Annotated in this window: 18 protein-coding genes; 7 read left to right on the top strand and 11 right to left on the bottom strand. The window is 57.4% G+C overall.

Annotation, left to right across the window (positions count from 1 at the left end; genetic code table 11):
* The first annotated feature begins 294 nt into the window (after positions 1-294).
* From BLT38_RS06600 to BLT38_RS06585, 4 genes are all read left to right on the top strand, one after another.
* Positions 295-684: a group III truncated hemoglobin gene (locus BLT38_RS06600; RefSeq protein ID WP_197674944.1), complete on the top strand. Its 390-nt coding sequence runs from the start codon at positions 295-297 to the stop codon at positions 682-684.
* A gap of 64 nt (positions 685-748) precedes the next feature.
* Positions 749-1186: a VOC family protein gene (locus BLT38_RS06595; protein ID WP_083344466.1), complete on the top strand. Its 438-nt coding sequence runs from the start codon at positions 749-751 to the stop codon at positions 1184-1186.
* A gap of 268 nt (positions 1187-1454) precedes the next feature.
* Positions 1455-2579, top strand: a complete 1125-nt coding sequence (locus BLT38_RS06590; RefSeq protein ID WP_083344465.1) for a hypothetical protein — start codon at positions 1455-1457, stop codon at positions 2577-2579.
* 65 nt (positions 2580-2644) lie between these two features.
* Positions 2645-3520, top strand: coding sequence for a GNAT family N-acetyltransferase (locus BLT38_RS06585; protein ID WP_083344464.1), 876 nt, complete (start codon positions 2645-2647; stop codon positions 3518-3520).
* A gap of 4 nt (positions 3521-3524) precedes the next feature.
* Here BLT38_RS06585 and BLT38_RS06580 read toward each other — a convergent pair whose 3' ends face one another.
* The 11 genes from BLT38_RS06580 to recN all read right to left on the bottom strand — a co-directional run bounded on the left by BLT38_RS06580 (position 3525) and on the right by recN (position 15278).
* Positions 3525-4448, bottom strand: coding sequence for a diacylglycerol/lipid kinase family protein (locus BLT38_RS06580; protein WP_083344463.1), 924 nt, complete (start codon positions 4446-4448; stop codon positions 3525-3527).
* 32 nt (positions 4449-4480) lie between these two features.
* On the bottom strand, positions 4481-5560 hold the full coding sequence (locus BLT38_RS06575) for a zinc-dependent dehydrogenase (RefSeq protein ID WP_083344462.1): 1080 nt from the start codon (positions 5558-5560) through the stop codon (positions 4481-4483).
* A gap of 163 nt (positions 5561-5723) precedes the next feature.
* Positions 5724-6413: a nucleoside phosphorylase gene (locus BLT38_RS06570; RefSeq protein WP_083344461.1), complete on the bottom strand. Its 690-nt coding sequence runs from the start codon at positions 6411-6413 to the stop codon at positions 5724-5726.
* Positions 6410-7414: a hopanoid-associated sugar epimerase gene (hpnA, locus tag BLT38_RS06565; RefSeq protein WP_083344460.1), complete on the bottom strand. Its 1005-nt coding sequence runs from the start codon at positions 7412-7414 to the stop codon at positions 6410-6412. The genes BLT38_RS06570 and hpnA overlap by 4 nt, the downstream gene beginning before the upstream one ends.
* Positions 7411-7893: a hypothetical protein gene (locus tag BLT38_RS06560; RefSeq protein ID WP_083344459.1), complete on the bottom strand. Its 483-nt coding sequence runs from the start codon at positions 7891-7893 to the stop codon at positions 7411-7413. The genes hpnA and BLT38_RS06560 overlap by 4 nt, the downstream gene beginning before the upstream one ends.
* A gap of 72 nt (positions 7894-7965) precedes the next feature.
* Entirely contained in the window at positions 7966-8343 is a 378-nt protein-coding gene (locus BLT38_RS06555; RefSeq protein WP_083344458.1) for a DUF6334 family protein, read from the bottom strand.
* Between the two features lie 4 nt (positions 8344-8347).
* Positions 8348-8800, bottom strand: a complete 453-nt coding sequence (locus tag BLT38_RS06550; protein ID WP_083344457.1) for a hypothetical protein — start codon at positions 8798-8800, stop codon at positions 8348-8350.
* 2 nt (positions 8801-8802) lie between these two features.
* The gene (gene hpnH, locus BLT38_RS06545) at positions 8803-9954 is read right to left on the bottom strand and encodes an adenosyl-hopene transferase HpnH (RefSeq protein ID WP_083344456.1); all 1152 of its coding nucleotides are present in this window, start codon (positions 9952-9954) and stop codon (positions 8803-8805) included.
* A 59-nt stretch (positions 9955-10013) separates the two neighbouring features.
* The gene (gene shc / locus BLT38_RS06540) at positions 10014-12047 is read right to left on the bottom strand and encodes a squalene--hopene cyclase (RefSeq protein WP_083344455.1); all 2034 of its coding nucleotides are present in this window, start codon (positions 12045-12047) and stop codon (positions 10014-10016) included.
* Positions 12048-12127: 80 nt separating this feature from the next.
* Positions 12128-13138 carry a 4-hydroxy-3-methylbut-2-enyl diphosphate reductase gene (locus BLT38_RS06535; protein WP_083344454.1) on the bottom strand — a complete coding sequence of 337 codons (1011 nt, stop codon included), beginning with the start codon at positions 13136-13138 and terminating at the stop codon, positions 12128-12130.
* Positions 13139-13505: 367 nt separating this feature from the next.
* On the bottom strand, positions 13506-15278 hold the full coding sequence (gene recN / locus BLT38_RS06530) for a DNA repair protein RecN (protein ID WP_083344453.1): 1773 nt from the start codon (positions 15276-15278) through the stop codon (positions 13506-13508).
* 243 nt (positions 15279-15521) lie between these two features.
* Between recN and BLT38_RS06525 the strand changes: the two genes are divergently transcribed.
* From BLT38_RS06525 to BLT38_RS06515, 3 genes are read left to right on the top strand one after another with little or no spacing between them, the layout of a single operon-like run.
* Positions 15522-16304, top strand: a complete 783-nt coding sequence (locus BLT38_RS06525) for a MotA/TolQ/ExbB proton channel family protein (protein ID WP_083344452.1) — start codon at positions 15522-15524, stop codon at positions 16302-16304.
* A gap of 21 nt (positions 16305-16325) precedes the next feature.
* Positions 16326-16736 carry an ExbD/TolR family protein gene (locus BLT38_RS06520; protein ID WP_083344451.1) on the top strand — a complete coding sequence of 137 codons (411 nt, stop codon included), beginning with the start codon at positions 16326-16328 and terminating at the stop codon, positions 16734-16736.
* Positions 16737-16766: 30 nt separating this feature from the next.
* Complete coding sequence (locus tag BLT38_RS06515; RefSeq protein ID WP_231966792.1) at positions 16767-17543, top strand: TonB family protein; 777 nt, start codon at positions 16767-16769, stop codon at positions 17541-17543.
* Positions 17544-17625: the final 82 nt, after the last annotated feature.

The raw sequence follows: 17625 nt of genomic DNA, 5'->3' as shown, positions 1-17625 counted from the left end.
AGCCCCCCTCCCCCTGTTTCCCTAAAATCTTCTATCTATTGAGTTTACGGCGATGGTGCTTGTAAAATCGTCTGCCCATTGGGGTTACAGGCAAAATCGTCTTTCTAAAGGGGTTAGCCTTAGGCTTGATGCCCTTTGCCCACCCCTGTTTTCTATTGTAGTGATTCCCCTGAAATAACATGCCAGCTCTATTTCATTTGATTTGTTGGGTTTAGATGGCATGGGGGCTTGACACCGAATTTCGACTGCCGGACCTGGTCGTGTGCTGCCTGTGGCTACGTTAGGTTATTGATTGTGGAGATCACGGAAGAGCAAATCGGGAACCTGGTAGAGGCCTTCTACGCCAAGGTTCGAATCGATCCCGAGATTGGCCCTATCTTCAACGCCATCGTCTCTGATTGGCCGCATCATCTTTCCCTGTTGAAGGATTTCTGGTCAACGGTGTTGCTCACCAGTGGCAGGTACAAAGGCGACCCTGCAATGCGCCACATAGGACTTGGTCTTGACCCCGAACATTTTGAACGGTGGTTGACTCTCTTCTCCGAGACGACCAAGGAGATCTTCCCTGCGGAGACTGCGGATTGGATTCTCAGCAAAGCCCAAAGAATTGGCCGCAACTTCCAAGACGCTGCGGCGTATGTGAGAGGTACCAACGATCCATTTGCGTCATCAACCGACTCTTAGCAATTGGCTTTAACGTTGGTAAGGCCCGTTGCCGCTTGTAACAAACGTCCTGTAGAGTCGCGGCATGGCATTGAAGCGGATGGATAACGTTGGCATCGTCGTTGAAGACCTGGATGAGGCGATTGCGTTCTTTCTCGAACTAGGCCTTGTGTTGGAAGGACGAACAACGATTGAAGGCGAATGGGCAGGACGTGTCACGGGACTTGTTGATCAGCGTGTTGAGATTGCCATGATGCGCACGCCGGACGGGCATAGCCGCATTGAGCTCTCGCGCTTGGTTACGCCAGCGATTGTTGAAGATCATCGCAATGCGCCGGTGAATGCCTTGGGTTATCTTCGCGTGATGTTTGCCGTGGATGATCTTGATGACACGCTTGAGAGGCTTTGCATGCGCGGCGCGCAGCTTGTGGGTGAAGTGGTGCGTTATCAGAATTCGTATTTGCTCTGCTATCTCCGCGGCCCCGAGGGGATTCTGATTGGACTGGCGCAGGAACTCAACTAACGGTGATGGTGCCAGCACTATTCAAAATTAAGTAGCGGGTTCCATAAGTCGAGCTAACTTCCCTAAGGTTCACTTACAACCTGCGACACCTGTGTTCACAGGCCAGAAGCACGCAAAAAATTGTGTTGGTATTTAGTTTGCCCTGCGTTAGTCTGCCGTCTCACACGGATTGATGGCGTGCGCGGGCGCCAGCCGTGTTGGAATCTACTCACAATTCACATGGGGTGTTCCCATGATTTTCGGGCGTAAGTTGTGGCGGCGGCTCGGGGTGGTATTGAATCTTCGTGATCCACCAACCGTGCCCCCTTATGGTTGGTCTTACTTCGATCATATTGTTGCGCTGTACGTGAACCTGAACATTCCAGATCAACGCGCAGACCGAGTGATTGAAAAGTCTCGTGAGCGACCCGACGATCTTACGTGGGGCGATATCTTCCTTTTGGAAAGCGTCGTCTTCTCGTTGTTGCCGACGGATATGGTGGAGCGCAATGCGTGGATCATGCGCGAGCGTTTACGCAGTATTGCCTCGCCCACGATCTACCAGAAGTACATTGATTCAGGGGTGCCATCGGGAACCGATACTCCCGCCAAGGCCGAGTTGCTTCGTGCCGATCTGAGTCGCGTTCTCGACATATTGCATTGGTATTACTCACTGATTCCGCAGCGCGAGCGCATCCGTAAATCGCTTACGGTGGCATGTATCTGGTGCGTTGTTCTGTATACGGCATTCCTGGGATTGGCCGCGTACAAGTTTCAGCATGATCATTCGTTGATGACTTTGCTTGGTGTTATTTATTGCGGAATCATTGGTGGATTCGTTAGTTCACAGCGACGGATGCAGAACATTCCGAGCGATGGTGATCCACTGGTGAGTGTTCTTGGGCTGGATATCTCAGGCTACTATCTGTGGCTTTCGCCCATGCTGGGCGGCATCTTTGCAGTCTTGTTGATGCTGATGTTCCTTGGACAGATTCTGCAGGGCATTGCGTTTCCATCGTTTATGCCACCAGACATTGCGCATGCCTCATCGCTCTATCCATTGCAGCTTTCTTCAAGTGCCGAATACGGGAAGCTGTTTGTGTGGGCGTTCCTGGCCGGCTTTGCTGAGCGATTGGTGCCGGATAGTCTTGACCGGCTTAGCGAGAAAGTGTTGTCCGTGAAAGATCCAGGACCGGCTAGTCCACTACCGCCCTCGAGCAGGAATGGCGCGGCGCCGAATGGAACGGATAAAGCCGACGGCGATCAAGGTGGGCAGGGCGTCCAAGACGGCACGAACAACGGTAACGGCGATGTTCCAAAGCCACAGCAGCAGACGGAAGAACCGAAGATTGCCGCGGAAACATTGGAGGACGTGATGCATACGGGCGAAGCTCCTGTTGGGCCTTTTCGATAAGGGTTCGCTTATCCGCAAGCTTTAGAGTAACGATGAAGTTATAAATAAATCGAGTATCTGTAACTATGTCTTCCATTGCATCGCCTGAGATCAAGATTCGAACAGCCACCATTGACGACGCGCATACGTGTGGGCTGATTTGCTATGACGCCTTTGCTGCGATTAGTGCGGCTCACGGATTTCCCTGCGATCTGCCGGGACCAGAAGTTGGCGTTGGGCTGCTTTCCATGATGTTTTCTGCGCCGGGTTTCTATGCCGTGGTTGCAGAGAGCGACGGCCGCATTGTGGGTAGCAACGTTGTTGCAGAGCACGCTGTGATCTACGGTGTGGGTCCGATCACGATTGATCCGAAGGTGCAGAACGCTGGCATGGGTCGCAAGTTGATGGAGGCCGTGCTGGAGCGTGCGGAACGGAACGGCGCAGCAGGCGTGCGACTTGTGCAGGCTGCATATCACAATCGTTCATTGTCTCTGTATGCCTCGCTTGGTTTTGATGTGCGTGAACCACTTGCGTGTTTGCAAGGGCAGACTCGCGAACGAAGTGTTGCTGGATGTGTTGTGCGAGCGGCGCTTCCTGCAGACGAGGCAGACTGCAATGCACTGGCACGGCGCGTGCATGGATTTGATCGTGAAGCGGAGTTGGCACATGCGATTCGAGAAGGATCTGCGCGCGTGGTGGAACGTGGGAATCGTGTGACTGGATACTCGACTCACCTTGGTTTCTTTGGACATTCGACGGCGGAGACGAATGTTGATATGCAGGCGTTGCTTGCTTCTGTGGAGTCGTTTGCGGGGCCGGGAGTGCTCGTGCCTTCACGCAACAGTGCGTTATTGCGATGGTGTCTTGCGAATGGGTTGCGTGTGGTTCAAACGATGACGTTGATGAGTACCGGGTTTTATAACGAGCCCGCTGGCGCGTGGCTTCCATCGATCGTCTTCTGAGTTTTTAGCGCTTCGCTTCTGTGCTGGGTATAAGGAGCGTTATTGTTTGTTCGTCGAGTTCTGCTGAGAGCGGGAGTGTTCCGATCCATTCGCCGTCAGCTTGTGCGTAGACCTTGTTCTCTAATGATTCGCAATGGAATGCGCGGACGTCTGCTGTTTGAAGATATGGGTTCCAGCGATCGAGATGCAGCCAGGAGAAGAGGAACCATAATGGCAGACCCAGCATTGCTGGTGGCTTTACAAGGAAGAGACGCATGTGCGCGTTGTCTAATGAAGCGCCGCGTGCGATGCCGGGAAAGATGCCGCCGAGGTTGCCGATGCGAAGTGCCATTGCGCTAATGGCTGAGGTTGTGTGAGATATGCCATCGAGCGTTTCATAGCGCACTTGAAACTTATGGAAGCGTGCGCGTAGCAGGAGATGCAGCGCATGCATTGCGTATGTCCAACGGCCTAGCTTGCCTTTGGATGCGGTGAGCATGCGGTACATCAATGCGCCGTCAGGGCCTGCGCCGGCCATGATGAGGAATTGACGCTCGCCTTGCGGTGTCTTGCAGCGCGTTAGTTGTAAATCTCTTTGCGATGTCTGTTGGTAGGCCTCGGCTGCTTTCAAAGGATGCAGTGGGATACCGAGTTCTCGGCAAAGGGCATTTGCGCTGCCTAGCGGGATGATGGCTAGCTTTGCGGTGGTTCCTGCGATTCCTTGGAGGGCGTCGTGGATTGTGCCGTCGCCTCCGCAGATGAAGATGACTTCTGCGCCGTTTGCGATGGCTTCCCTTGCTTGATCGCCTGCGCTGCCACGATGTGTGGTGGCGAGGGTTTCAAGTTCGTAGCCGTGGCTTCGAAGTCTTGTTGCCACGTCTTCGACGACGGCTGCGCGTCTGGCGTGTGATGTTCCGGATGCCGGGTTGTAGAGCAGGATGCCGCGCATTGTTTTCCGGAGGGAACCGCGATTGGAAGTGGTTACGGCTGGATGACGATCTTCATGCTATCGGCTACCGGGTGTGAGGCGAGGTCGATTCCCTTCACTGCGTCTTCCAACGTGAAGCGATGGGAGATGAGTTTGGTGAGGTCGAAGGTACCGTCGCGATAGCCGTTGAAGACGAGGTCGATGGCTTCGTCCTGGATGGCGACTGAGGATGAGTAAGAGCCCATGAGGGTCTTTTCGTCCATGCAGACGGCGGCGGGATCGAAGGGGGCTTCACCGTGTTGGGTCTGTGCGAAGAGGCAGACGCGGCCGCCGGGGCGGATGGCGTTCATGGCCTGCGTGATGAGGCTATTTGCGCCAACTGCGAGGAGGGCGACGTCGGCGCCGCGGCCTTCGGTGACTCGTTTGCATTCGGCGATGACGTCGCTGTTGGCGTCGAGCGGATGATCGAGGCCGTAGGTCTTTGCGACGGCGTGGCGCTCGGCGTAGAGGTCGCTGGTGAGCACTTGCGGTGTTTTACGTTTTGCGAGTGCTGCGAGCAGGATGCCGATGGGACCCTGGCCGATGACGAGGACCGTTTCGTCGTCCTTCAGGTCGAGGAGTTCGATGGCCTTGTAGCAGGTGTTGACGGGTTCGATCCATGCGGCCTGCTCGAACGGGATGTCGTTCGGTATGTGAACTAATCCCTTTTCGACAATCCAATCCATGACGCGGATGTACTCCGCAAAGCCGCCGCCGGAGGGTTCGCCGAAGCCTGCGGTTGCGCCGACTTTCTTGTATGTCTCGCACTGCGCGAAGGTTTGTTTGCGGCAGTAATAGCAGGTGCCGCAGGGGATGTGATGGAAGCTCATGACGCGGTCGCCGGGCTTGAAGTTGGTGACGCCTTCGCCGACGGCGATGACGGTTCCGCTCATCTCGTGGCCGAAGACGCGGGGTGCGGAGTGCGAGCCGGTGTGGATCTTCTTGAGGTCGGTGCCGCAGATGCCGCAGGTATGGATCTTCATCAGCACTTCGCCGGGGCCGATCTGCGGGACGGGGACTTCTTCGATGCGGACGTCGTTTACGGCGCGGTAGACAGCGGCTTTTTGCGTTGCGGGTGTGGCTTCCATGTTCATGACTAGTGTATCGAGTTTGCTTGCACTCCTGCAGGTTGCAACGAACTGACCTCAGGGGCTAAAGCCCTTTCTTAATCAACGTTGCACCGGCACGACTAAAGTCGTGCCTCCCAACACATAGTGCTCGCACTACGCGAAGCGATGACGAGAACGGCACGAAGTGCTAACGGGGGCGTTCGATGCCGATCTCGTCGGCTATGGCGTTGCAGAGGTTATTGGCGGCGAGGCTGGCCTGTTTGCCGAATTGCGAAAGCGCACTCCAGTAGCGGGGTTTTGTGGCGACGTGTGCGACGAAGCGTGCTGTGGCGAATTTGCCTTGCGCCGTGATGAACGGGTTCATGTCCGGCAGTTCTTCTTCGAGGCTGTCGCTGACGGCCTTGATGGCGCGGAAGCCGAGACCGTTGGCTAGTGCTAGGCGCGCGAGGGTGGCGGCTTCCATGTCGACGGCGACGGAGCCGTCGTATGTGCCAGCGAGGCGGTGTTTCTCTTCGCGGCTGGCGACTCGGGATGAGGTGAGCAGCAGACCGCCGCTGCCTTCGGCTGCGTACATTTCGCCGGTGTTGAGGTCGCGCACCATGCTGGCTTTGATGACGCTGCCGGGGGCAATCTCTTCGCGGAGTGCGCCAGCCCAGCCTACGGAGAGCATGGTGAGCGGTTGGCAGACCTGCGTGGCGCGGGCGAAGGCTCGTGTGGCTGCTGCGGCGCCCATGCCTCCTGCGAAGGCCATAATGGGGCCTGCGGGGTGTTGCCAGCCGTCGACTCCGTTCACGGATTCGAGTGCGGCCCAGCTACGGACGAGCGGCTTCAGTTCGCCGGGCATTGCGGCGATGATGACGATGGCGTCGTTCATCATGCTTTGCTGTATTGAGGAGCGTAGTTATTCGCTACGAACCACTCCATGGCTGCTTTGAGCGCGTGGTCGATGGGTTTGACCTGGAAGCCGAGGTCTTTCTCTGCTTTCGCTGATGCGGCCCACATCATCTTCTTGCCCATGCGGACGGCTTCAACGGTGGCGCGGGGTTCTTTGCCGCGAAGCTTGCCGGTGATGTTTTCGTCGAAGAAGGCGAAGGCCATGGCAACGGCGTGCGGCACCTTGTGCTTGGGCGATGGCAAACCGCTGATGGCTGCCATGCGGTCGAGTATCTGCTTCAGCGTGAGGTTTTCGCCGCCGAGGATGTAGCGTTCGCCGGGAGTGCCACGGTCGAGTGCTTCGACGTGCATGCGTGCGATCTCTTCGACGTCCACGAGGTTGAGTCCGGTGTCGACGTATGCCGGGAAGTTCTTGTTGAGGAAGTCGACGATGATGCGACCCGTGGGCGTGGGCTTGCGGTCGAGCGGGCCGATGGGTGTTGTGGGGTTGAGGATCATCACGTACTGGCCGAGACGCGCAGCGGCGATGGCTTCCTGCTCTGCCAGCCACTTGCTGCGCTTGTAGTGACCGATCATGTCGGCTTCGGAGACGGGCGTGTCTTCGTTGACGATGGTGTCTGTCTTTGTGAAGCCCATTGTGGCAACGCTGCTGGTGTACACGACGCGTTGCACGCCAACTTCGCGGGCCAACTTGAGAAGTTCGCGTGTGCCTTCTACGTTTGCCTTGTACATGTCGTCTGGATCGGGTACCCAGAGACGGTAGTCGGCGGCGACGTGCACGAGCGCATCGCAACCTTCGAGAGCGCTGCGGAGCGCTGGTGCGTTGCGGAGGTCGCCAGTGACGGTCTCTGCGGCAATACCTTCGAGAGAAGCGAGGTTACTGCTGTTGCGCGTGAGTAGACGGAGGTTTGCGCCCTGTGCAGCATAGGCGCGCGCTACGTGGCTACCGACGAAGCCGGTGGCACCGGTGAGGAAGACGTTCATGCAGTAGCGGGATGGAACAGGCTTCTCATGTATTCCGCAGCGCCCGATGCCGCGTCAAGAATCAGAAGGATAGAAACGACGGAAAGGGCAAACAAACTACCGTCATAAGTGGTGAAGAAGAGTGTAAACGGGGGAAACACAACACCTAATAGAGAAATCCCCATGGCAATTTTATAACTGGAGACAAAACCACCACCTCCGGAAGAGGCGGCAATCATTGTTGCAATTCCCCCAGAGCACCATATTCCCACCATTACAAAAAAAGCGTGACGCGCATTTATTTGTTTCCTAGAGAAGAAGATTAGCCCTATGTAGCTTAGGAGAAAAACAACTGGACAGACTGCTGTCACCAGCCAAGCTTGATGAGATGAATCTGTCTTAATCAGGTGAATCAAAATATCAGGAGTCCAAAAACAAATCGCACACAGCGATGCCCATCTTACCGACGTTGAGAAGTTTCGGATGGACTTGTTTTCCATAAGGCGCCTGCTTACCAATATTATTCCAGCCACATTCCAGTTGAAGTCTTTACAACAAAGATCTGTCACACACTACGAACGCTGACGAATCTCCAACACTTCAAAGGCAGCCGCTACGACGTTCAAGCCAACTTCAGGCACTACACCGTCGAAGCTGAGAAGTGCTCCGTCTGCGTAGCCCTGTTGGTTCTGCATGAGCCAGCCGGTAAAGAGTTCCTTGCCGATGAAGCGGCTCCATGCCGGGTCTGTGGTGAGGTCGTCAGCGTCATCGAGCTCGGGGATGGGTTCGAAGGAGATGGTGATGGCGTCGGAGTCCTCGTTGCAACGAAAGATGAGGGCATCGGCACCGAAGGCGAGGAGTATCTCCTCGCCTTCGCCGGTGTCGTTGCTGAGGACTGCGGTCAATTGCCTGCCCTGCGCTTGCAGGAAAGGCTGCAGATTCTCGCTCATGAAATTAGTCCAGTTTTTCGGGTTCGATCTGGATGTTCTTTTCGCCTGCTGCCTTCTTTTCCCAGTACTTCTTGACCCAGGCTTCAAAGGTTTTGCCAGCGGCGGTGTCGCGGCCACTGAAGTTCAGTGCGGCGATTTCGCTGTACGGAATGTTGCGACGGGACTTGTCTTCACCCTTGGACGGCATCATGCGGACCAGCGAATCGTCGAGCGTCTTACCCTGACGACGGTCGTAGAGGTAACCCTCAATGACTTCGCCGGACTTGAGCGTGAGCGTGACGTCGCCGCGATAGTCGAATGCCTTTTCGAGCGCGTCCTTGATCTCTGCCTCAGTGGCGAGAGCCGGGATCCAGCCTTCGAGGTTTTCGCGGTCGCGGCCAGCCATGACCTCAATCTGGTCAGGGCTGAGCTGCTGCAGTTCTTCAATCTTCAGGTGTTCCTGCTGTTCGGTTGCCATGCTTAGTCCCCTGCCACCAGCGATTCAGAATGGTTCACGCGTTCAGACTCAGCCGACAGGATGCCGGAGCCGATCTGCACGAGCTGGCCGTGGTTGGTGGGCTTCCAGTCGTTCAGCAGCTTCTGTGCATCGGGGTCTTCGTACAGCCCGCCGAACATGGCCTTGGCCGTAGCGATGAGGCCCTTCAGCGAACCGAAGGTGTAGTTCACGCCCGAAGCTTCATAACCGGAGTGCACCATGCAGTTGGCGCAACGCGGGTTGCCGCTTTCGGTGCCGTAGTTAGCCCAATCGACTTCATCCAGCAGTTCCTGGAAGGTGTCGGCATAGCCGTCCTGCAGGAGGTAGCAGGGCTTCTGCCATCCGAAGATGGAGAACGTCGGCATGCCCCACGGGGTGCAGGTGAGTTCGCGCTTGCCCATCAGGAATTCCAGGAAGATGGGGTTTGCGTTGAACTGCCAACGCTTCTTGCGGTTCGACAGCAGTGCGCGGAACAACTTACGCGAACGTGCGCGACCGAGGAAGTGCTTCTGGTCCGGCGCCTTGTCGTAGGTGTAGCCGGGCGAGATCATCATGGAGTCCACGCCTGCTTCCATCAACTGATCGAAGTGGCGGCGAACAGAGTTCGGATCGGCACCGTCGAAGAGCGTGGTGTTGGTGGTGACGCGGAATCCCGCAGCCACAGCGGCGCGTACGCCTTCCATGGCGATGTCGTGACCGCCTTCGCGGCAGACACCGAAGTCGTGGTGTTCCTTTTCACCGTCGACGTGCACGGAGAACGAGAGGTACTTCGACGGCTTGAAGAGGTGCAGCTTCTCCTTGAGCAGAAGCGCGTTGGTGCACATGTACACGTACTTCTTGCGGTCGATGAGGCCCTGAACAATCTCCGGCATACGGGGATGCAGAAGCGGTTCGCCGCCGGGGATGGATACCATCGGGACGCCGCATTCTTCAACAGCCTTGAAGCATTCCTCGGGGGTGAGTTCTGCCTTGAGGATGTGCGCGGGGTACTGGATTTTGCCGCAGCCGGCGCACGCCAGGTTGCAGCGGAAGAGCGGCTCCAGCATGAGCACGAGGGGATAACGCTTGCGGCCCGCGAGCTTCTGCTTGATAACGTAGGTCGCTACCGTCCATGCCTGAGATACAGGAATTGCCATAGGTCTAAGTTCCTCCGGGGCAAACGGCCCCAGCAATTACAAACTGGTGTTACGAATCTCTATTCCGCGGGAGCGCGCATCGCCTTATCGTAGGTCGTGAGCGCCAGCAGCGGGAAGTACTGCTTGTACAGGTGGTACCCCAGATAGAACACGCGGGGGAATCCTGTGCCGGTGTAGTAGCTTTCGCCGTTGCGGCCCGGGATAAGTTCGCTCCACGTGCCGTCTTCCTGCTGCTGATTGACGAGCCAGCGAACGCCCTTGGCCACCGAGTCAGAACGGGTGTCACCACCTGCGAGAAGCGCGAGCAGAGCCCATGCTGTCTGCGAAGGAGTGGATGGGCCGACGCCGCGTGTTCCCGGATCGTCGTACGTTGCGCACCACTCACCCCAGCCGCCGTCGGTGTTCTGTACGGAGCGGACCCATTCAACAGACTGCTGCACTGCCGGTTCGTTCTGATCGAAGCCGATAGCTTCCAAACCGCGCAGCACCAGGAAGGTGCCGTAAAGGTAGTTCACACCCCAGCGACCGAACCACGAGCCGTCAGACTCCTGTTCCTTCAGGATGAACTGCACCGCAGCTTCCACGCGCTTATCGCGACGGGTGTAGCCGTAAGCAGCCAGCGTCTCAAGGATGCGTCCGGTGATGTCCACCGTTGGTGGATCCAGCATCGCGTTGTGATCGGCGAAGGGGATGTACTGGAAGATCATCTTCGTGTTGTCACGATCAAAGGATGCCCAGCCACCGTTCTTGCACTGCATGCCGAAGACCCAGTTGATGGCGCGCTGAGCGATCTCATGCTGCTGACGTTCGTGCGGATGATCGACTGCCTTCAATGCAAGCAGAACTTCACCCGTGTCGTCGACGTCAGGGTAATGAATGTTGTTGTAGAAGAATGCCCAGCCGCCGGGTTCGACGTTCTTGACCTTCTGCGCCCAGTCGCCCTTGTGACGGCTCTCTTTGCTGAAGAGCCAGTCTGCCGCGAGAATCATGCGCGGGTCAGTGGGCGAAATGTCAGCTGAACCGAGCGCCGATACGACCTGCGCCGTATCCCATACGGGCGACAGGCAGGGCTGCATGCGGAACGTAGGCGTGGGGTAACTCGCTTCGCCGTTGGGCTTGTCGATGCCGAGCTTTTCAAACTCGTCCATCGCGCGAATCATCTGCGGGTCATCCAGCGAGTAGCCGAGGTGACGCATCGCAACGATCGCGTTGAGCATGGCGGGATAGATGGCGCCGAGGCCGTCAGAGCCTTCGAAGCGCTCCAGCATCCAGGCTTCTGCCTTCTTCAGTGCGCGCTTGCGCAATGGACGGATGTGGACGCGCTCTGCTAGGTGAGCGACACGATCCCAGAAGAGGAAGAAGTTGCGCCACGAGATGGGCTTCTTGCGATCCCAGCGGAGATGCAGATCAGCGTTCTTGCGGCCGCCGACGAAGAGTTCGTCGATGCCTTGCTCCGGCGACAAAAGTTTCAGCGGCTTCTTCGCGTAGATGATCGAGAGCGGCACCAGAATGCCACGCGACCAGGCAGAGATCTCGTAGATGTTGAAGTAAAACCAGTTCGGAAAGAGAACGATCTCCGGCGGAATAGCCGGGACTGCATCGTAGTCATACTGACCGAATGCGCAGAGATAGATCTTGGTGAAGGTGTTGCATTCCACCACACCGCCCTGGGACAGCACCGACTCGCGGGCCTTCACCATGACGGGGTGATCTGCGGACCAGCCCATCATCTTGAGCGCGTGATACGACTTGACGCCGTAATTTACGTTCGAGGGGCCGCCGGGATAGACGCTCCAACCACCATCTTCATTCTGGTGGCGAAGAATCTCATTCACGGCACGCTGCATCTTGCCGGGGTCACCGGTTCCAAGCAACGTATGCATGAAGATGTAATCGGCCTCCAGCATGACGTCAGCTTCAAGTTCGCCACACCAGTGGCCATCAGGCTGCTGCTGAGAGAGTAGCCAGTCCGCAGCTTTGCGGACGGCGGAGCGCACATGGTCCAGGCCAAGATCAATGCGCCCAAAACGTGGCTGTGCCGCGCCGGCTTCGGTTGCCGCCGACGTTCCCGGTCTGTAATTTTGATCCTGCATTATTGTTAGACGTATTCCCCGTGCCGAGCGATGCTGCTTACTGCAACTGCGAGAGCACTACTGATACCTTCCGACTACTATTACGCAGCCGGTGATGGCGCCGGAGCAATTGCTCGAACAATTTCCGGCGGAAGACCGAAGCGAACATTCTCCGGCATGACCTCAACCTCATCGACCGAGCCGTAACCGATGCCCTGCAGATAAGCGACCACTTCCTGTACGAGAACTTCAGGCGCAGATGCACCTGCCGTGATGGCCACCTTCTCAACACCCTCCAGCCACTCGGGCTGAATGTCCTGGGCCTTGTCGATCAGGTAGCTCTTGGTACCGAGGTTTTCAGAAACCTCAACCAGACGGTTGGAGTTGGAGCTGTTCTTCGAACCGACGACCAGCACAAGGTCTGCACCGTGTGCCACATTCTTCACCGCCGTCTGGCGGTTTTCCGTCGCGTAGCAAATGTCCTGCGCGTGCGGTCCAACGATGTTCGGGAACTTCTTCTTCAGCGCCTCAATCATGTACTTCGCTTCGTCGAGCGAAAGCGTCGTCTGGGTGAGGTACGCGAGCTTGTCTGGATCGGGGACCACGAGAGCTTCCACTTCTTCAACCGTGGAAACGACCTGGGTGACCTCAGGTGCTTCACCTGCCGTGCCCTCTACTTCTTCGTGATCGCGGTGACCAACGAGGACGAGCGAATAGCCCTGCTTGGCAAACTTGATGGCTTCGACGTGAACCTTTGTAACGAGCGGGCAGGTGGCGTCGATGACCTTGAGGCCGCGCTCCTTCGCACGTTCACGAACAGCCGGTGACACACCATGCGCGGAGTAGATCACGCGCTTGCCCTCGGGCACCTCGTCCAGTTCGTTGACGAAGATAGCGCCCTTCTGGCGCAGGTCATCCACGACGTAACGGTTGTGAACGATTTCCTTGCGCACATAGATCGGAGCGCCAAAGGTATCCAGCGCGATCTTCACGATGTCCACAGCACGCACCACACCAGCGCAGAAACCACGGGGCTTCAGCAGGAGAACGCGCTTCTGTTGGGCGCTTTCATTTTCGGTGGATACAGGCGGGTCGAGGGTCAGAGTGCTCACAGGTAAAGTATACCGCGAAGTAAACCCCGGACGCAGTGATTTGAACCTGTTGTGGTGCAATCTGACGAAACTACGACAAAGCACCGTGGCGCGATTTGGCGCACCGGCGTCTCGCTGGACGTAACTGCAGCAGTCAAAACCTTAAAGTTTGCCTTCGCAACCGTTATGAGGGCAGTGGCACGCGATGGCCGTGGGTGCTATTTTGGCCGCATCTTCACAGTATTGCGAGCAGTATTTGCCTTCGGTCACGGTACAGCTACAGGCGGTGTGCGCACATTTCTTTGGATCGTGGGACATCGGGGAATCTCCTCTTGCTGTGAAGTCCGTGATGACTTGGATTGGTTCCCACGATTTCCGGTTGCCGCGGTCAGCGGCTGGCTTTGAGCATTTGTTCCGCGTGCTTCAGGCTGGTCTCCGTTACGGTCGCTCCGGAGATCATGCGGGCGATTTCGCCGGTGCGCTCCTCGTCCTTCATCTGGCGGATCTGGGTGCGGGTGCGGCCTTCCTTTTCGGACTTTTCGACGAGGAAATGCTGGTCAGCGAAGGCAGCGATCTGCGGCAGGTGGGTGACGCAGAGAACCTGCTGGTGCTTTGACAGAGCCTTCAGCTTGGCGCCGACCGCTTCCGCAGCGCGGCCGCCGATACCGATGTCGATTTCGTCGAAGACGAGCGTGCGTGGCAGGGGTATGCGGCGTTTGGTTCGGTCTGCCCCGCCCTCTTCCACGGAAACCTTCAGTGCCAGCATGACGCGGCTCATTTCGCCACCGGAGGCGATCTCTTCGAGGGGCTTGAGGGGTTCACCGGCGTTGGTAGCGATGAGGCATTCGACGTGGTCCCAGCCCATGGCGGTCCAGAAGCTCTGTTCTTTTTGCGGGGCGACTTCAACGCGGAAGCGCACCTGCATGGCGAGATCGTTGATCTGCTGCTCGGCAAGCTTTTCCAGCTTGCGCGCAGAGGCAGTGCGCGTCTCTGTCAGGTCCTGTGCGACGCAGGTGTAGATGTGTTCGCATTCCGCGAGCGTCTTCTTCGCTTGTTCGATGAGTGCTTCGCGATTCTCTACTTCGTTCAGCTTTGCGGAGACGTCGTCGCCATACGCGATGACTTCAGCGAGCGTCTTGCCGTACTTGCGCTTCAGGCGATCCAACGCGGCGAGGCGGTCTTCGATCTCAGCGAGACGTTCCGGTGAAGCGTTGATGTTTTCCGCGTAATGACGGGCGGTTTCGCTGATATCAGCGACAGCGGCACGAGCGTTGGCGATCTGCGTTGCGGCTTCGGTGAACGATGGGTCGTAACGCGCAAGTTCTTCGAGATGCTTTTGTGCAGCGGCGAGCGAGGATTCCGCGCTGGCTTCGTTCTCGTAGAGAACTTCCTGCGCGTTCATCGCGGCGGTGTAGAGCTTCTCCGCGTTGGCCAGGACACGCTTCTCTGCTTCCAACTGATCGTCTTCTTCCGCGGATGCGATGTTGGCGTCGGCGATTTCGCCGCGTTGAAAGATCCACAGATCAACCATACGCAGGCGCTCCTGCTCATCGGCAGAGAGGCGGTCGAGTTCTTCACGCGCATCGCGCCAGAGTGCGTAGGCGGTGCGGATGTTTTCGCCTGCCTGTGTCACATCCAGGCCCTTGTGCGATTTGAGGCGTTCGCGCAGGTCGATGACGAGATCTTTGCCCAGGCCGGTGTTGGTATTCACGCCGGCAAAACGATCGAGCAGGCCGCGCTGCTGCGCCTGATCGAACGCGCCCATGGTTTCGGCCTGCGAGTGCACCAACGCGAGTTCGGGTGCGAGTTGACGAAGAACTGCGACCGTGGCGGGCTGGTTGTTGAGGAAGACGCGGCCCTTGCCGGATGCATTCACTTCGCGGCGAAGAAGAATCTCAGTGCTTTCGACATCGATGCCGTTGGCTTCGAGGATGGCCTCGGCTCCGGCTGTGGCTTCAAAGACACAGGAGACAACGGCTTTTTCTGCGCCATGACGCACCACATCGCTGGCGGCGCGACCGCCCATGAGAAGGGCGAGAGCGTCGACGAGGATGGATTTACCCGCGCCGGTTTCGCCCGTGAGCAGGTTCAGGCCGTTGCCGAAGGTGGCGACAGCGTGGTCGATGACAGCATAGTTTTCCGCACGCAGCTCAAGGAGCATCTTCGCCCTCTCTTCGCGCCGAGAATAGCACGGATGGATTGGTGATCAGATTACATTTCTTTGCTGTGGACGTTGGCAAAAGGAGTTCCTCGCCCGTCATGACAAGAAAGCAAAACTCAAAGTCTTGGCTGAGAAGACCCTGATTCTTTGCGACTTTCCGGCCTGCTTGTGCCGAAGATGCACCTGAAAAGATTCTCCCTCACCTTCATCCCACAGCAAGAGTCGATACACTGCGAGCAAGCTATGAGTCTTCTTCTGACACTTCTCCTGCAGGACAGCACACCGGTTAACGCGGCAACTGCACCCCCTGATGCCGCCAACTCTTCTGCATTGATGGAAATGCTGCACAACAGCGGCCCGGTAGCTCTTTCGGTGCTGGCATTGCTGCTGTTGCTGTCGATTGTTTCGTGGACCATCATGCTGACAAAGTGGGGCTCGTTCCGACGTGCACGCGCCAAGGGACAGCAGTTTCTGCGTGCTTTCCGCAAATCGTCGCGCTTGAGTGAGATTGCGACCGTTGCCGACACGTACAAGCCTTCACCACTGGTGAATGTGTTTTCAGAGATTGTGGAGGAGTACCAGCGGCAGACGGGTGGCCGCGGCTTCCCACGCAATCCTGTTGCAGTGGAACGCGCTGCGCAGATTGCAAGCAGCGAAGCGATGACCGATCTGGAATCGCAGTTGACGTGGCTGGCGACGATTGCGGCAGTGGCTCCGTTTATCGGATTGCTGGGCACCGTGATGGGTATTGTGGATGCGTTTCATGGCCTGGGAACGCAGGGCGCTGCGACATTGCGCGCCGTTGCGCCGGGTATCAGTGAAGCCTTGATCACGACTGCCGCGGGCCTTGTTGTGGCTATCCCTGCGGTGGTTGGCTACAACCAGTTGACCGCGAGCGTGAAGGACTTTGCTGCACGCATGGATGACTTTGGTCGCGAACTTTTGAATGCGCTGGAGAATGCTGCAGCGGCTGCTCCGCAGACCGGGCAGGACGATCCGCGTCGCCGCGTTTCGCAGACCAACTAAAGCTTTCGGAGAGAGAACGCGATGGCATTTTCCAGTAGCGGCGGACGCACACGCTCTTCGCTTGCAGAGATCAACATCACACCGCTGGTGGACGTGGTGCTGGTGTTGCTGCTGATCTTCATGCTGACTGCGCCGGTGTTGCAGAGCGGCATTGAGGTGGCTGTGCCGCAGACACGAACGGTGAATCAGCTTACGGACGAACGCACCGTGGTGACGATTGACCATGAGCAGCGCGTCTATTTGCAGGACAAGCCGGTGAACCTTGCCGAGTTGCCGAATCTGCTGCGCACCAAGGGTGATCCGTCTAAAAAAGTGATCTATCTGCGCGCGGACCAGAAGGTTCCGTTTGGCGCGTTTGCTTCTGTGATGGATGCGGTGAAGCAGGCGGGGATTACGAACATCAGCATTGTGACAAGGCCGATTGAGAAATAACCGATGCCCGTAACGATGGAGCCAACCCGGATGCAGCAGCGCACGAAGCAAAACTTCGTGGTGTCGCTGGTGCTGCATGGCGTGGTGATTGGTGGAGTGCTGGCTGCGGGATACGTTTTTCGCAATCACGGAGAGAAGTGGGGCGACAAAGCTGAGATTACAGGTGCGGTGCAGGCGACGATGGTGAATTCCCTGCCGCTGCCTCCGCGTGTACAGCCGAAGGAAGACAACGTGCTGGCGAGTGAGAATCCGAGTGAAGCTCCTCCGCCGCCGACGCCTGCTGCAGAACTTCCGCCGAAGCCTACCGATATTCCGATTCCGGTGAAACAACCGGACAAGAAGACTCCACCGAAGGTTGCAGAGAAGCCTGCGCCTGTGCCGCCGCAGAAGCCGCAACCCACAAAACAGCAGCCGGATAAAGCGACTTCCGGTGAGACTGCCGGGCTGAAGATGGCGATGACGTCTGTCGAGAATCGTGCGGGGACATCGGCCACTAACGTGTCGGATTCTGCATTTGGCGAGCGTTATGCGTATTACGTGCGGCAGCTCACGCAGAAGGTTGCGCAGCAGTGGTACACGCAGACGCTGGACAGCGGTGCTGTGGGGCATCGTGTGTGGATCAGTTTTCGTGTGAATCGCGATGGCTCGCCGTCCAACATTCAGATTGCGAAACCGAGCGGTGATACCACCCTTGATGCCAGCGCTCTGCGTGCGCTGCAACGCATTGACACGTTTGGGCCTCTGCCGGATGGCTATTCCGGGTCGTACATCAATGTGCAGTATTACTTTGATCCGAAGGGCAACTAACCGGTACGCATGAGCACTCAGAGCGCGGTGTGGAGAAAATTCCGTACCCGTGTGGGAACCTTGTCCACACCGTTTTCATGCC

It is taken from the genome of Terriglobus roseus (assembly GCF_900102185.1).
Classification (GTDB): domain Bacteria; phylum Acidobacteriota; class Terriglobia; order Terriglobales; family Acidobacteriaceae; genus Terriglobus; species Terriglobus roseus_A.
This window is presented reverse-complemented; position numbering and strand designations above follow the sequence as displayed.

What these genes read in the sequence shown, in the direction of transcription:
- BLT38_RS06595 (WP_083344466.1), top strand. Translation starts at nt 749, where the DNA reads ATGGCATTGAAGCGGATGGATAACGTTGGCATCGTCGTTGAAGACCTG.
- BLT38_RS06585 (WP_083344464.1), top strand. Translation starts at nt 2,645, where the DNA reads ATGTCTTCCATTGCATCGCCTGAGATCAAGATTCGAACAGCCACCATT.
- BLT38_RS06580 (WP_083344463.1), bottom strand. Translation starts at nt 4,448, where the DNA reads ATGCGCGGCATCCTGCTCTACAACCCGGCATCCGGAACATCACACGCC.
- BLT38_RS06575 (WP_083344462.1), bottom strand. Translation starts at nt 5,560, where the DNA reads ATGAACATGGAAGCCACACCCGCAACGCAAAAAGCCGCTGTCTACCGC.
- BLT38_RS06570 (WP_083344461.1), bottom strand. Translation starts at nt 6,413, where the DNA reads ATGATGAACGACGCCATCGTCATCATCGCCGCAATGCCCGGCGAACTG.
- hpnA (WP_083344460.1), bottom strand. Translation starts at nt 7,414, where the DNA reads ATGAACGTCTTCCTCACCGGTGCCACCGGCTTCGTCGGTAGCCACGTA.
- BLT38_RS06560 (WP_083344459.1), bottom strand. Translation starts at nt 7,893, where the DNA reads ATGGAAAACAAGTCCATCCGAAACTTCTCAACGTCGGTAAGATGGGCA.
- BLT38_RS06555 (WP_083344458.1), bottom strand. Translation starts at nt 8,343, where the DNA reads ATGAGCGAGAATCTGCAGCCTTTCCTGCAAGCGCAGGGCAGGCAATTG.
- BLT38_RS06550 (WP_083344457.1), bottom strand. Translation starts at nt 8,800, where the DNA reads ATGGCAACCGAACAGCAGGAACACCTGAAGATTGAAGAACTGCAGCAG.
- hpnH (WP_083344456.1), bottom strand. Translation starts at nt 9,954, where the DNA reads ATGGCAATTCCTGTATCTCAGGCATGGACGGTAGCGACCTACGTTATC.
- shc (WP_083344455.1), bottom strand. Translation starts at nt 12,047, where the DNA reads ATGCAGGATCAAAATTACAGACCGGGAACGTCGGCGGCAACCGAAGCC.
- recN (WP_083344453.1), bottom strand. Translation starts at nt 15,278, where the DNA reads ATGCTCCTTGAGCTGCGTGCGGAAAACTATGCTGTCATCGACCACGCT.
- BLT38_RS06525 (WP_083344452.1), top strand. Translation starts at nt 15,522, where the DNA reads ATGAGTCTTCTTCTGACACTTCTCCTGCAGGACAGCACACCGGTTAAC.
- BLT38_RS06520 (WP_083344451.1), top strand. Translation starts at nt 16,326, where the DNA reads ATGGCATTTTCCAGTAGCGGCGGACGCACACGCTCTTCGCTTGCAGAG.
- BLT38_RS06515 (WP_231966792.1), top strand. Translation starts at nt 16,767, where the DNA reads ATGCAGCAGCGCACGAAGCAAAACTTCGTGGTGTCGCTGGTGCTGCAT.